Annotated in this window: 13 protein-coding genes; 11 read left to right on the top strand and 2 right to left on the bottom strand. The window is 66.8% G+C overall.

Translation table 11 applies throughout. The features are described 5' to 3' along the window. Window positions 1–2 precede the first annotated feature (2 nt). Both COUCH_RS11465 and COUCH_RS11470 read left to right on the top strand, forming a co-directional pair. On the top strand, window positions 3–683 hold the full coding sequence (locus tag COUCH_RS11465; protein ID WP_249612056.1) for a hypothetical protein: 681 nt from the start codon (window positions 3–5) through the stop codon (window positions 681–683). Beyond that, on the top strand, window positions 659–1,282 hold the full coding sequence (locus tag COUCH_RS11470) for a hypothetical protein (RefSeq protein WP_249612057.1): 624 nt from the start codon (window positions 659–661) through the stop codon (window positions 1,280–1,282). The genes COUCH_RS11465 and COUCH_RS11470 overlap by 25 nt, the downstream gene beginning before the upstream one ends. A gap of 832 nt (window positions 1,283–2,114) precedes the next feature. On the opposite strand, the gene COUCH_RS11475 is transcribed toward COUCH_RS11470, so the two are convergent. Then, a complete protein-coding gene (locus COUCH_RS11475) occupies window positions 2,115–2,759 on the bottom strand; it encodes an IS110 family transposase (RefSeq protein ID WP_249612058.1) in 645 nt (214 codons plus the stop codon). A gap of 371 nt (window positions 2,760–3,130) precedes the next feature. Between COUCH_RS11475 and istA the strand changes: the two genes are divergently transcribed. Both istA and istB read left to right on the top strand, forming a co-directional pair. Then, a complete protein-coding gene (gene istA / locus COUCH_RS11480; RefSeq protein WP_249612059.1) occupies window positions 3,131–4,555 on the top strand; it encodes an IS21 family transposase in 1,425 nt (474 codons plus the stop codon). After that, complete coding sequence (gene istB, locus COUCH_RS11485) at window positions 4,552–5,313, top strand: IS21-like element helper ATPase IstB (protein WP_249612060.1); 762 nt, start codon at window positions 4,552–4,554, stop codon at window positions 5,311–5,313. Before istA ends, istB begins: the two co-directional genes overlap by 4 nt. 488 nt (window positions 5,314–5,801) lie before the next feature. Here istB and COUCH_RS11490 read toward each other — a convergent pair whose 3' ends face one another. Beyond that, window positions 5,802–6,737 (bottom strand): nucleoside 2-deoxyribosyltransferase domain-containing protein, encoded by a 936-nt coding sequence (locus tag COUCH_RS11490; protein ID WP_249612061.1) that lies wholly within the window; start codon window positions 6,735–6,737, stop codon window positions 5,802–5,804. A 1,087-nt stretch (window positions 6,738–7,824) separates the two neighbouring features. Here COUCH_RS11490 and COUCH_RS11495 point away from each other — a divergent pair. The 7 genes from COUCH_RS11495 to COUCH_RS11525 all read left to right on the top strand — a co-directional run bounded on the left by COUCH_RS11495 (window position 7,825) and on the right by COUCH_RS11525 (window position 12,960). Beyond that, on the top strand, window positions 7,825–8,484 hold the full coding sequence (locus tag COUCH_RS11495) for a hypothetical protein (RefSeq protein ID WP_249612062.1): 660 nt from the start codon (window positions 7,825–7,827) through the stop codon (window positions 8,482–8,484). 486 nt (window positions 8,485–8,970) lie between these two features. Further along, window positions 8,971–9,276: a hypothetical protein gene (locus COUCH_RS11500; RefSeq protein WP_249612063.1), complete on the top strand. Its 306-nt coding sequence runs from the start codon at window positions 8,971–8,973 to the stop codon at window positions 9,274–9,276. Window positions 9,277–9,389: 113 nt separating this feature from the next. Next, window positions 9,390–9,683, top strand: coding sequence for a hypothetical protein (locus COUCH_RS11505; protein ID WP_249612064.1), 294 nt, complete (start codon window positions 9,390–9,392; stop codon window positions 9,681–9,683). 6 nt (window positions 9,684–9,689) lie between these two features. Beyond that, a complete protein-coding gene (locus tag COUCH_RS11510) occupies window positions 9,690–10,256 on the top strand; it encodes a hypothetical protein (RefSeq protein ID WP_249612065.1) in 567 nt (188 codons plus the stop codon). 137 nt (window positions 10,257–10,393) lie between these two features. Then, window positions 10,394–11,419, top strand: coding sequence for a hypothetical protein (locus COUCH_RS11515; RefSeq protein ID WP_249612066.1), 1,026 nt, complete (start codon window positions 10,394–10,396; stop codon window positions 11,417–11,419). A gap of 17 nt (window positions 11,420–11,436) precedes the next feature. Beyond that, window positions 11,437–12,018, top strand: a complete 582-nt coding sequence (locus tag COUCH_RS11520) for a hypothetical protein (RefSeq protein WP_249612067.1) — start codon at window positions 11,437–11,439, stop codon at window positions 12,016–12,018. Between the two features lie 480 nt (window positions 12,019–12,498). Next, entirely contained in the window at window positions 12,499–12,960 is a 462-nt protein-coding gene (locus COUCH_RS11525) for a hypothetical protein (protein WP_249612068.1), read from the top strand. Window positions 12,961–13,260: the final 300 nt, after the last annotated feature.

Below are 13,260 nucleotides of genomic sequence, written 5' to 3' on the forward strand. Positions count from 1 at the left end.
TTATGACCTTCTGGCTCGACCCGTACACGCGGTTCAAGTCGCTGACTGGGGTCGACCCTGTGCTCTATGAGCGGATGAGGTTCGTCTCCACGGAGGTAACGGAGCGCGTCACCCGCTGCTTCGCCGGCCAAGCCTGGCTCAGACGCCGGTTCCCCGCGCGCAGCTACGTGAATATGCGCCTGCTGCCGCATGGCGACGCGACGGTCGGCGTCGAGCTCGTGAAGACCGAGACCAGAGGCGGCGGAGGACCCAGCGGACCCAAGACGATCCGCTGCGACCTACGCATCCCTACGTCCTGGCTGGCCGAACCCGGCGACGGGCTGCTCAGCCTGCGCCTGTTCCAGGCAATGCTGCATGCCCTGCACGTAATCGGCGAACACTACGACATTGGCACCCCTGCCGTCGTCGGGTCGGGCGGCAACCGCGGCGACTCCGAAGTTTGGGATCCGTTCGGCCCACCACCGCCACCGCCTTCCTACGCCCACATCAACGCGCACCTGGAACGCCTCGCTGCATCGCTGAGCCCCGATCAGCTCCTGCTCGTTGTCAAGGAACCCACCTCGGCAACCATCGCCCGGCAGTGCCACAACGTCCGCCAGGCGCTCGGCGCAGTCGTCGACCAGCACACCCTCACCGCCCCCGACGCGAAGGCGACGGCATGGACGATCCAGACCCCATCGTGACCCTGAAGGTGGATCCCGTCGGCCTCACCGCCGCCAAGTCACGGAAGCTGCAGACCGCCGTTACCGCTGTCGAGCACTGCCTGGGCCTGTGGCAGCCGTTCGTCGCCGCCGCAACGACTCATTCGCTGCGCATCACCGTTGGCGCCGTCGACAACCTCGAAGGTGACACCACACCGACGGTGAGCGCTCACCCCGACGCCGAACAGGGACACCTGCGCCTGCGGGTGCCGCACAGCCTTGTCGATGACCCGCCGAGCAGGCTCGCCGCCTGGATTCTCGACATCGTCGTCCCAGCGCTCGTAACCCATGCGGAGAACTACCCGCACGAGCAGCCGTCCGCGTTCTGGGCAAACGCAAGCTTAGGGCAGACACCCACTGAAGATCCGGGAAGCGGCATCCAGCTCGACGACCTACTCGAGGGTGACGTCCTGCTGATCGCCCGCCACGACGGCACACTCGCCGACGCGAACGTCCGCCAACGCGTCCTCGACGATTACCTCTGCGATCGACTGGAGACCCGCGGCTTCGCCGGACGGGATGGCGCCTTCACCACTGAGTCCGCGGTCTGCTTCACCCTGGAACTGCTCTACAGCGATTAGCCCTCCGCCTAGCGGGTCGCATCGGCCGTCGAACGTCAACCACGGGTAGTGCTCACGGGCTTCCGCAACCGGCGTCAGCCCGGTCGGCGCACGGGCCAGGCCAATGCGCTCGGGAGGTTGTACGCGCACAGGTCGTGCCCCGCGGCTGCGTCTCCGCTCGACCGACAAATGCGGCGCGGCGTGGGCGATTCGGTCGACGGTGCCCACCTGATGACACCGTCGATAGGCCGTACCGTTGTGCCTTACGGTCGAATGTCACAAGTCGTCAAGTTGCCGGCTCGGATCGCCGCCGTCGCGGGCACAGCCGCCGCCGCACGGAAATACCGGGGCTGTGCACTCACCTGTTCAACCGCAAGCGCCCGCTCAGAATGCTCCGGGTTTAGCGGTGATCGTCCCCGCAACGCTGTTTTCCGGCATACTCGGGCTGCCCCCCTCGTCGTCAACCGTGCCGGAACCGCGCGCCGCATGGGCCTGCCGACCCGACGGTACTGGCTGGCCTGGCCATCCCGCTAAGCGTGTGGTTACCTTTGGTCATCTACATCAACGTCTTTGCCCGTGATCCGAGCTGCTCCTGCTGAAGCCCGGACCACCCGCGGACGCCAGCCAGCCAGCCGCACTCTCATCAGCGTAAGACGTTCTGGTCAAGCGGTTGGCCGGGTGCCTCGTCCGTCGTTGGTCCCTGCATAGTCGTAATGGGGTTGGTCCCTGCAGCGCGTAACCGGGTTGATAGACGACGGGCGGGGCTGCCCTTGATGAGAGACGAGGTAACCGTGGGGTTCCTCAATGCCGTGTGGGGCTCGCCCCGACCCTGCTTGACGGGCCGCCTGGGAGGTCAGGCGGCCAGGGGCAGTGTCTCGGTTCGTGTGCCGTGGGTGGCGATGGCGGGATCCCATGCTCGGCCGGTCGTGATGATGGCGTGCAGCTGCCTCAAGATCGCCGCCGCGATGACGGCTTGGGCTTGGGTGACGGTGAGCTTGTTCTGCTCCCGGGTGGTGAGGTGGGTGAACCGGGCGGCATAGACGGGATTTGCGCGTTGTGCGCCCCAGACGGTGCGCCATGCGGCCAGCCGCAGCCCGGGCCGGCCTTGACCGGTGAGTTTCGTGCGGCCGATGAAGGTGCCGGACATCTTCTCTCGTGGCGCCAGGCCGGCGTGTTTGACCAGTGCCCGAGCGCTGGCGAACCGGTGTGGGTCACCGGTCTCGGCCAGGATCGCTGCCGCGCCGATCGCCGACAGGCCGGGGATCGACGTGACGAGGTCGGTCAGCTGCAGCCGGTCCAGGATCGCCGTCATCCGCGCCTCGGTGCCGGTCATCCGGTGATGGGTGTCCAGCCAGTCGGTCAGCACCAAGCCGACACGTTCCAGGGCGCCGGGGCGGTGCGCGGTCACACCCGCCGGATCACTGAGCGCGGCGAACAGGGCTTGGACGATGCGCATGCAGGGCTTCTTGCGGCCGCGACGGATGATCTCCTTGCGCACCGCGGACTCCCACCGGGCTGGGCCCAGTCGTCGGGTCCGGGCAAGATCGCCGCCGTCGCGGTCGACCACGACAGAGAGCGCCGCGATCCAGGTCGAAGACCGAAACGGTTGCCGCGCAGTCTGCTATACCGCCGGCCAGACGCACTCCAGCAAGGCTCGTATCTGCTGGACCTGACGGCCCGACTCCACGATCAGCTGCGCCCGGCGGGCACCGAGGTGCCGCAGTCGGCCCCAGGTGTCGGCGTACGGCTATGAGTGCAGAGCTGCGTACGGGTGAGCGTGCAGAGGTGGGCACGGTTTGTCCGTCGTACGCGAGTCGCTGGCGGTGAGGCTGCTCGAGACGTTGTCGGGCAGGCTTGGGGTGGCTGGCGATGGGGGCGTTGGATGAGCAGCGGTGGCTGGACGTGCGCCGGTTTCGTGCGTTGCATGAGGCGGGCGCGAGCGTGTCGGAGATCGCTCGTGAGACGGGGCTGAACTGGCGGACGGTCAAGAAGTACCTGGGCGCCGACAGCGCTGAGGTGACTCCTCGGCGCAGCAGGCCGGCGCGTGGGCAGGTGATCGACGCGTTCGCGCACGTGGTCGATGCGTGGTTGAGGGCGGAGTTGCTGCTCAAGGGCACGGTGATTCATGAGCGGCTGGTCGAGCAGTACGGGTTCACCGGTGACTACCAGCGGGTGAAGCTGTATTTGCAGCAGGCCCGGCCGCGGATTGCCGCCGAGTTGGGGGTCAGCCCGGATCAGCTGGCCGGGCTGCACCGGCGGTTCGAGGTCGTCCCGGGTGCCCAGGCTCAGGTGGACTGGGGTGACGAGGGCGCCATCCTGGCCCACGTCGGGATCCCGAAGGTTTATTCGTTCCACATGGTGCTGTCGTATTCGCGAGATCCGTTCTGCTGCTTCACCACCAGCCAGTATTTGGCGGCGTTCTGGGGCGCGCATCGGCGGGCGTTCGCCCACTTCGGTGGGGTGCCGGGCTCGATCGTCTACGACCGGACCAAGACTGTGGTCCGCCGGCACGTCGCCCCGGGCCAGGCGGTGCCCGCGCATCCGGAGGCGGTTGCGTTCGCCGGGCACTACGACTTCGCCATCGACGTGCTGGCCGCCTACCGGCCGACCGGCAAAGGACGGGTGGAGCGGCAGGTCACCATCGTGCGGGATCATGTCCTGGCCGGTCGGGCGTTCTCGTCGCTGGCCGAAATCGACGCTGCGTTCGCGGCCTGGGTGCCGCAGCGACGCGCTCTGCGACACCGCACCCACGGCGAGATCATCGGGGTTCGCGCCGCCCGCGACCACGCCGCGCTGCGACCGATCCCGGCCAAGCCGTATGCGGTGGCCGACCGGCATCTGCGACACGTCGGCAAGGACTACCTGGTCGCCTTCGCCGGCAACCTCTACTCCGTGCCGGCCCGCCGGGTTCGCCACCGCCAGCTCGTGGAGATCCGCGCGACCGCCGCCACCGTCTCCATCCATGCCACCGTCGCCGGCCCGGACGGCATCACCCTGCTGGCCACTCACCCGCGGGCCGTCGGCCGCGGCGCCCGCATCGTCGACGAAACGCACTGGGACGGCCTGCCCGACGGCCATACCCGCGCCGTCACCACCGGCGATCCCGCCGGCCCACAGCCGCCGGCGCGCCGAAAGCCCAGCCATGACAGCAGCCGAGGGCCGCTGCAAGCCCTGCTGACGCGCGCCGCGGCCGCCCAGGTCACCGTTGAGGCCCGGCCGTTGTCGGTCTATGACCAGATCGCTCAGGCCAGTCCCTTCACCAACCGCCCCCACCTGAAGGACGTCTCGAAGTGACTGAGCTGGTCACCACCCGCATCCAAGCCAGCGTCACCAAGCTCGGCCTGCCGCACCTGGCCAAGACGCTGCAGGAGTTCACCAGCCGCGCTGACGCCGAGTCCATGGGCTACCTCGATTTCCTCGATCTGGTCCTGCAAGAGGAACTTGCCGTCCGCGACGAACGCCGCTTCCGCGCCGGGCTGCGCCTGTCGAAGTTGCCGCACCACAAGACCCTCGACGACTACGACTTCGCCTTCCAGCCCGACCTGGACCCCCGCAAGGTTCGTGACCTCGCCACCCTCGCGTTCGTGCAGGCCAAAGCCAACGTCGCCCTACTCGGGCCACCCGGAGTCGGCAAGACCCACATCGCCGTCGCTCTCGCCGTCGCCGCCTGCCGCGCCGGGTTCACCGTCTACTTCACCACCCTCGACGACCTGGTCCGACAGCTCAAAGCCGCCGACGCGATCGGCCGGCTCGCCCGCAAGCTACGCACCTACCTACGCCCAGCCGTGCTGGTCATCGACGAAGTGGGGTATCAACCCCTCGAACGCACCGAGGCGAACCTGGTCTTCCAGGTGATCTCGAAGCGGTATGAGAAAGGCTCGACCCTGTTGACCTCGAACAAGGGCTTCGGGGAATGGGGCCAAGTTTTCGGCGACGAGGTCCTGGCCACCGCAATCCTCGACCGGCTTCTGCACCACTGCGACGTCGTCCCGATCAACGGACCCAGCTACCGGCTGAAGAACCGCCTCACCGCCATCGAGAACGTCGCTTAGCCAGCGACGTCCACGACTCACACGCCGACCAGCATCAACGCCCGTCACGGCCCCGGCGATAAGAGGCGACGAGCCACCCGACAAAACCGACCAGCAGCAAGACCATCACGACGACGCTGATATGCCAGGGTTTCATGACGTCTCCCGCATGGTGAGTCGCTAACGAACAGGTCCGGAGCGCGACGACGGCGCCGGGCATCGAGCCTACCGAACCACCACCAAACAGCAGGAACTCCTCGCCCGCGCCACCCACCGCTCTGCAAGATCAGCCGTACTCACCTCTGCACTCGAACGAGTACGCCGACAGTCAGATGCCAGACCTGCGGATTGGCGGCTACCCAACGCGCCGTTCGACGGCAGGAACTACTAAAGCTGGCCCCTGAGCTGCGCGGTATGCGGTTCCGGGTTGTGCCACCTCCGATCCACATAGTTTGCGGTGCGCGAAAGCGCGTGCCGGAGGTCGCTGGGACAGCATCGACAACCCTTAGTTAGTGCCGCGATTGCAGAGCGGCGGCGACGTCGTACAACTCCGTCCAGGCAACCGGGTCGCCATCATCACGACGAAGATCGTCGAGAGCGACGTGCAAACGCGTCAACAGCAACGTTTCTGTACTGCGAGTGGCAGCATGGGCGGCAGCGACGAGTACATCACTGATCCGCTCACTCGTAGACCGGCCGGGAATCGGCTGCGTGATAGCGCAGGACAACTCACCCTCAGCGGCACCCGGCAACAACAGGTTGCTTGACGGCCGCACCGCATACGCCTCCTCGGCGAGGGTCACCGCATGAGCGAGTGTCGCGTCACGGCTGTCGTGCACCACCGCATCGACATCAAGCTGGCGCAGCACGCCATACAACTGCCCCCGTAGCTGCCACTGCGGCGCGGCGCCAAGAGCCAGCGGTGGGGTGTAGTCCCAGGCAGCGGCGGATTCCAGTAGCGACGCCGTGTCATGAGCATCGGCCTCGAACCAGAACACCGCTGCATCCGCGAGCAGTAGATGCCGCTCGCGCCACTTCGCCTCCGCGTCCGGCTCGCCCTGACGGGTTGAAGAAGCTCCGCCGCGAGAGTGCGCAATGACGACGGGTATCGACCGCAGCGAGGCGATCGCTGCGGTCTGCCAATCGGTCGAGGTGCCAGCGCCGCCATCGAGATACACCACCGGCAGGGCCGCGGGATTATCGAGGAAGTATGGCGGGTGAACCACCTGCATCGAGAAGTCGAGCCGCGGCTCCTCGGTCACCGATAGCCGGCCACCCGCGCGCGGGACCTCGGCGGCAAGTCCCCTCACCAACATCTGGGCACCTTCAACAGCATCGGCCACGGCCACCAATCGGTCCACTCCAAGTGCATCGCGGTAGCTGATACGAAAGGACATCCCGGCCGCCTCCTCCATATTCGTCCGCCACGTATACACCGCCACCACAACGCCCCATCTCGCCCGCTCGATGTGCTCGCCGAGTGTGGCTGATCTGAGCGGTCGCGGTACGCAACCCGGAGGCACGTAGACCGTGAACGCGAACGGCTAACCCACGGGGGGGGGTCGCTCAGCGGGATGGTTATGTCAGTAGAGGCGATAGAGGGCATACCCTCACGGGATGATTGTGGCTTTCGAGGCAGCGCGTGGCCTTCGGCTCCTGACGCTTCCCGCCGGCGTTTGGGTCGGCATCACAGTGGTGCCGATCCGAACGCCGCCGACACACGCGAACGAGTCAACAATCGTGCTACCTGCGGAAACGGGGTCGAAGACAGCAGAAAATTGAGCCTCAGCCATCGACGCGAAGCTCACCCCGCGCGGGTGGCCTGTCGATGTCAGTCTTGTGACCGCTGGCTGCCCTGCGCTTGATTAACAGGGCTGCCGGCATCGCCACTAGTACGCCGAGTCCGCCAATGGAAGACAGCGCGGGCGAACATCTGCCATGCAATCGCGAGAAGTAGGAGAGGAATCGCCACGCGTCCGAATATCGGACCAAGGCCCCATCCCGACTCGGCGAAGATGAACTCGAGGTTCATGTGACTGCGCCTCTCCCCAATTCACCGCTGCCGATAATCCGCCAAAGGCTCGACGGAACTGAAGAAGTACGCCGGGTCCGAGGGCTCGCGGCGGGAACCTTACCTACGCAGCGCTCGGATGGTAGTCGGCCGAACAGGTCGTTACGTGCCCAGCATCACGCCCCCAGCTACTGTAGCGGCCTGTGACTGCGAGCACCCGGTCACGCCCCGGCATGGGGGCTGCAACCGACGCGCAGCACCGTTTCTGGACGCTTGCCCAGAGGCGCGAAGACATCTTCTGCCTTCGCTTCGCCCCCGGCGGGGCCGACGGCGCCCCGCGACACGGGCGGGCACCATGAAGCCCTGGACCTCCGGTCGGTAGCCCTTGGCCGCGAGAACCGTGGTGTCGGAAAGCGCCGACCGGCGCAGTAGTCGACGCGGTGGGCCGCCGGGCGCACTGGACGCCATGATCGACCGAAAGCGGGAGGGAGCAGCGCCGTCGACTTGCCTAGACTGCCGTGGTGTCCGCTCGTGTTGCCATGCTGCTCGCTGCGCCGTTTGTGCTGGTGGCGTTCGCTATGCGCCTCGGCGTGGCGCTCTGGTTGCAGCCCTTCACGTGGCGCGTCGACTCGTTCATCCTTGGCTTGCTGGCCTTCCTCGGTCTGCTGGCGATCAGCGTCGGTATCCCGTTGGCGGGCTACCTGCAGCTGACCAGAGCGGCTCGCCAAAGTCCGCGTGGCTGGCGCTGCGACGTACAACACCGTCGTTTCGCCGCGGGACCTTCCCCCGTCAGTACGGGGCCTTGGGCCATCGTGCTCGGATGGATGGCTGGCGGCGTCTTTCCCACCGAGCGGGTGCCGAACGAGGAGCATATGCGGATCGCCCAGTTGGGCTTTATGACCCCAGTCTGGATCGGTTTGGCCGTCGGTCTGCTGCTTCTGGCCGAACTCGGGCTGCTGATGGGCAGACCCCGTCTCAGCTTGGATGCCGAAGGCATCACCGTGCAGCGGCTTCGCAACGTGCGCATACGGTGGGACGAGTTGTTGCCTGGAGGGCCACCGCCACCCGCCGAACGCAATCCCCGCACGCTTGTTGTCTATACGTTCAGTCCCATTCCGGGGGATCGCCGCAGCCGCGATCGTTGCCTGCACGCCAGCTCCATGTCGACACGGCGTTCCTAGCCAATACCATCCGTTGCTACGTCGAAAATCCTAACCGTCGTGCCGACATCGGCACCGCCGAAGAACTAGCGAGATTGCAGATGTCGCATACGTGATGAATGAATCTGAGCTGCGAGTCCCTTCCTTCTGTGATGAAGCGGTGGTGCTGTCGCTGCGCGGTCTGCTGGAGCGCTCACTACGCGGTAGCCTCACGTGTGAATTGTCCGCCGGCCACGGAGACCGGCATGCCGCATTCATAGCGGCCACTTAAGTCGGTGATCGTTGGGGTCCATGCCCCCATCGTGAGCTGCTCCCGTGGGAACCCTGCGACTGTAGCGACGAGGACACCGCCGACGACTGTGTGCTCGCCACAGCGCCTCCCGGTCGGCACAGGTATTAGCCCGAGAGATCGGTGCATATGGTGTCGCTGCGGTCCGAGCCGGACGGTGGCGCTGACCTGGCCCTTCGTATATTTGATGTTGGTAGTGAGGGTGCTCTACTGGCCGCATGAGGCTGGAGCCTGCCGGGCGTACGCGCCCGGCTGCGGTGATCGGGTACGTCGCGGTCGGCGTGTACCTGCTCACGGTTGCAGCTTCGAGCCTCTCCGGTTCTGAGGGCATCACCGGTGCGCTGATCGTCATGGTGGGGCTGCTGCCGCTGTCGATGGTGCTCGCGCTGGTGCTGATAGTGCGGCTGGTACGCCGCCGTCGCACGCTGGCGTTCGGCCGGCGTGAGCGGCGGGCGATGCTCGTCGGGCTGGGCGTCGTCCTTGCGGTCGCGCTGGCAGGCTTCCTGGTCGGGATGCTGTCGTGAGCCGCCCTACGAAAATCTCATCTAGGGCGCAGGATGCCGGTGGTGTCAAGGCCTGGGCTCTTTCGCGTGGGAACCGTCGTTTCGCGGCGGGGACCGCCGGTTACGCCGGTGTCGTGGCAGTCCTGGTCATTGCGTCGTCGATCGTGCCGGACCGGACCGCCGCGGTGGTGCTGTATGCCGTGGCCGTGGTGCTGACCATGCCAGTCGGTACAGGCGTCGTTCCCGCGTTGTGGGTCAACACGTTCGCGGCGGTGGCGCTCGGCAACGTTCTGGGCATCTTCGGTGCGTCGCTGGACCAGCTCACGCAGGTGGGTGTCGTCGTGACGTTCGTGCTGATGACGGTCGCTAACGCCTGGATTGTTCGGCAGCTGTGGCAGGCGCTTCGTCGACGGCCGGGCAAGGGCTGAACCGGCATGGGGTTCTTCGATGCTCCTGCGCCCCGCGACCCGAACCATCAGCAAGGTCGGTGGGATACGGACGAAGGCCCATGGCAACGGTGGCAAACGGTACTGCCGGAAACGGTGGGGTTGCGTCTGGTCATCGCGCGTACCGCTGCTGCCGTCGTTGCGGTCACGGGCCTCCAGGTCTTCCCCGACGGCTTCGTGATGACCTTTACCGCGGTATGGCGCCCTGCTGTCGGGCGGCGCATCCACCGAGCGGCGGACGCAGCGTGGCTAGGGGCGGCTGCCCTGCCCGAAGAGGTCCTGCGCCTGGGCGTGCAGTTCGCCGACGACTCCAAAGCCACGAACCTCGACGACGAACGACAGACGCCGGCCAGCTCGGCAGGACCGGTCATGATCGGCGATGGTGCCACCGGTGATTCGCACCGGCTGGAGAGCCGCTACTGCGTGCTCCCGTTGCCCCCGGCCGGTGCGCTGACCTTCGTCTGTCAGTGGCCGGTCTTCGGCATCCCCGAAACCCACGCGAGCCTGGACGCGACGCTGATCCGCGATGCCGCCACCCGAGCGATCGGACTGTAACCGATGACCGACCGACGGTGGGGTGCGCGGCACGGTTGTGCAGGCGCTTGCGTGGTGGGAGCGCGCCGGGACTGGTCCGGTGCCCGACGCCGGTGTGCGCCGCGGGCGGTCGCTGAGCTGAACGGAGTTCCGCCATCGTGGGGATCCTCGGGTTGTTGACGCCGCGTTACGACTACGCCAGTGCGGCAGCGGCCGAGCACGCGTATGCCGCCACAGCATCGCGCCGTCGGGATACGCGCATGGCGTTGTTGGGCATGATCCCTCAACTGGTATTTCTGCCACTGTCGACGATCTTCTTGTTTGACGATGCCGGCGATCCTGACGCGCGACCCTTGGCACGATTCTTCGGCCCGCTCAACGGGGCACTGCTCCTTCTGCTGCTGGCGCTGATCTCGGTGCACGTGGCCCGGGTCTGGCATTCACGGACCATGGCGGGCGCTGCTGCGGGCAGTGGCGCTGACAGGTGGTACGAGGCGACCGTGACCAATGTCGCCCGGGAAGGGCGCCTGTTGTGGCGCGCCGCCCTTGCCAGCCTGGCCGTTACCGCCGTCGCGGGCACCGGCGGGCTGGTGCTACTGGGTCATTTCATGCAGGGCAGCATCGGGTGGGACGCCGTGGTCACCCTTCTGCTGCCCGCCCTCGCGCTGTCGCTGACCGCCGCGGCCCTCGGTCGGCGTCGCATGCGCCAGCCGCAGCGCCAGCTCCACCTGCCAAGGGCGACCTTGCGAACGCCCGTCGGCTGGCAGGGCGCGGCCGGGATTGCAGCCGTGGTCGTGGGTGCGCTGCTGGGGGTGTTCGGCGACACGGTGCTCGGTTATCGGACCTACACCGAGGTCGTAGATGGTGTCGGTCAGCCAGGGGTGGAGTTTCCGGTGGTGGTGGCCCGGGTGTGGGTCCTGCCCTATCTGGGCGGCCTCCTGACCATCCTCGGCTGGTCGCTGATCATCGATCGACTCGATGGCACTCGAGCGCGTGTAGCGGTCGCCGTGACCGCCGCCCTGGGCACCGTATGGGTCGCCGCAGCCACCAACCCGGCCAACCACGACGCAGCCGCCTTCCTATGGTCCGGTATCCAGCCGGTCGCGCTTCTGGCCTTGGCGGGTCGGCGGTCAAGGCAGCAAACCAGCACGCCGGGCAACCCGAACACCGACCACCATCCTTGAGAAACGGGAAGACAAGGATGGGACTTTTCGACAACGTACCGCCGCCGCCCCCTCCGCTCGAGCTCGATCCGTCGCCGCGCGCAGCTTGGGAAAAGCCTCTGTACTCGTTCGGCGGGGCACTGGATGTCGCACTTGTTGTGGCCCGCAGCGACGACGCGGCGGTCTGCGTCAGCGAACTCACCGCCTACCCCAACGGTTTCGAGTTCACGCTCACCGTCATGCTCCGCGAGCCGGAGCTGGGCGCCGTGATGCGACCCATACACCGCGCCGAGCTGCAAGGACTGCCGATCCCCGATGACTTCGTGCGGTTCGGTATTCAGTTCTCCGACGGCCAGAGCGCAACCAACCTCGACATGACGTCACATCACTGGGACGAGACGCCGTCCGGGCTGCTGTTGATGCCTGCCGGCGGCGGGGGAAGTGACATGCGCTACGACGTCAAGCAGTGGGTGTGGCCGCTGCCGCCCGCAGGACCACTGGCATTCGTGTGCGAGTGGCCCGCGCAGCACATCCCGGAGACACGGGTTGAGATCGACGCCGAGCTGATTCATCGAGCATCCGCTCGGGCAGTCCGATTGTGGCCAGAGACTGGTAACTGACCACGGTGGATTTGTCGGGAAGACGAAACGCGCGTCGATCTGATGACGCGCTCCACTGTCCTGCCGTGGCTGTGTGCGCTGCGCCCGACTGCATCTCGTACGGCGGCACGTGAGGCGCCTGATGCGGTATGTGGCGTTCAGGACAGCTCGGATAGGAAAGGGCGCGGCGTCGTCCGGACCTGGAGGATTACCTGAGACGGCCCGGACGAGCCGCATCCGACCATCTTGGCGCAACGAGCTCCGCGGCGCGAACCTTGTACGTCCCTGTCTGGCCGAGGGTGCATCTCACTCGAAGGTGACCGGCGCCGTCGCCGATGATCGCCCGAACCGCTGAGCCGACCGGCTCTTGGCCGCGGCTATGGTGGCCGCCATGGCGAAGGTAGCGAGCCCTGCGACGCTGGAGCGTGGCGCTGGGTTGCTATGTGTGGTGGCGGTCGCTGCCGCAGCCACCTTCGTGGTTGTTCCGATCATCGCGGCTCGGTGGAAGAGGCGCCGTCGGCTGCGGACGGCTGCGGTAATGAACGTGACCGGCAGCGTGCGCAGGTCCTCGATCGTCTTTCGTTTCTGGCGGCGCATCCGGATCAGGCGGAAGTCGTCGAGCATGGCGCCGGCTGCGATCCCGCCAGTGGGCAGGTCTTTGCCAGCCGTGAGTATCGCTGGGCCAGCCTGGATGCCCGGCGTGTGATCACCTTCTACCAGGGTCTTGCGGCGCACGACGGATGGCAGCCATGGCCGGTGTCGAGCGGGCCGGGCACGACCGGGGACAAGGTGGATCCGGCTGCCCAAGGCCTAGGTGCTTTCTTGTGCTTCACCAAGCAGGTGGGCGCAAGCCCGGCGTTCATGGAGCTCTATTTTCAGGATTCTTCGGTGCACGGGCCGTTAGGCGACGTGTATGACGTAGTAGCGTGGTGGCCCAGACCACGCGAACCGTCCGGCTGCTGACCCGGGGACCTTCGCGACGACGCGGGGAGAAGCATGCGGCCGGCTCGAGCCTGATGGCGTTTCCGTCGCCGGTCAGGCGTGATGTGGAGCTGATGCCGTGACTACCGGCCTGGGCGAGTGAGCGGGCGAGCAGGGGCAGACCGTAGGCCGCTAGAAGCCACACGGTGATGATGATGCGGTTCTGCTGACTGGGGTTCCGGTGACCGATCGGGTCGGCGACACCGGCGAGAGCGGCGGCGAACCCGATCACGTTTCTGACCGGATAGCTTCCCATGCGGCAACGCACCGCGTGAAAACCAT

Origin of the sequence: Couchioplanes caeruleus (assembly GCF_023499255.1) — a bacterium.
In the GTDB taxonomy this organism is placed as follows: Bacteria; Actinomycetota; Actinomycetes; order Mycobacteriales; family Micromonosporaceae; genus Actinoplanes; species Actinoplanes caeruleus_A.

Excerpts from the sequence above, each read along its gene's own strand:
- COUCH_RS11465 (WP_249612056.1), top strand. The coding sequence starts at position 3 with ATGACCTTCTGGCTCGACCCGTACACGCGGTTCAAGTCGCTGACTGGG.
- COUCH_RS11470 (WP_249612057.1), top strand. The coding sequence starts at position 659 with ATGGACGATCCAGACCCCATCGTGACCCTGAAGGTGGATCCCGTCGGC.
- istA (WP_249612059.1), top strand. The coding sequence starts at position 3,131 with ATGGGGGCGTTGGATGAGCAGCGGTGGCTGGACGTGCGCCGGTTTCGT.
- COUCH_RS11500 (WP_249612063.1), top strand. The coding sequence starts at position 8,971 with ATGAGGCTGGAGCCTGCCGGGCGTACGCGCCCGGCTGCGGTGATCGGG.
- COUCH_RS11510 (WP_249612065.1), top strand. The coding sequence starts at position 9,690 with ATGGGGTTCTTCGATGCTCCTGCGCCCCGCGACCCGAACCATCAGCAA.
- COUCH_RS11520 (WP_249612067.1), top strand. The coding sequence starts at position 11,437 with ATGGGACTTTTCGACAACGTACCGCCGCCGCCCCCTCCGCTCGAGCTC.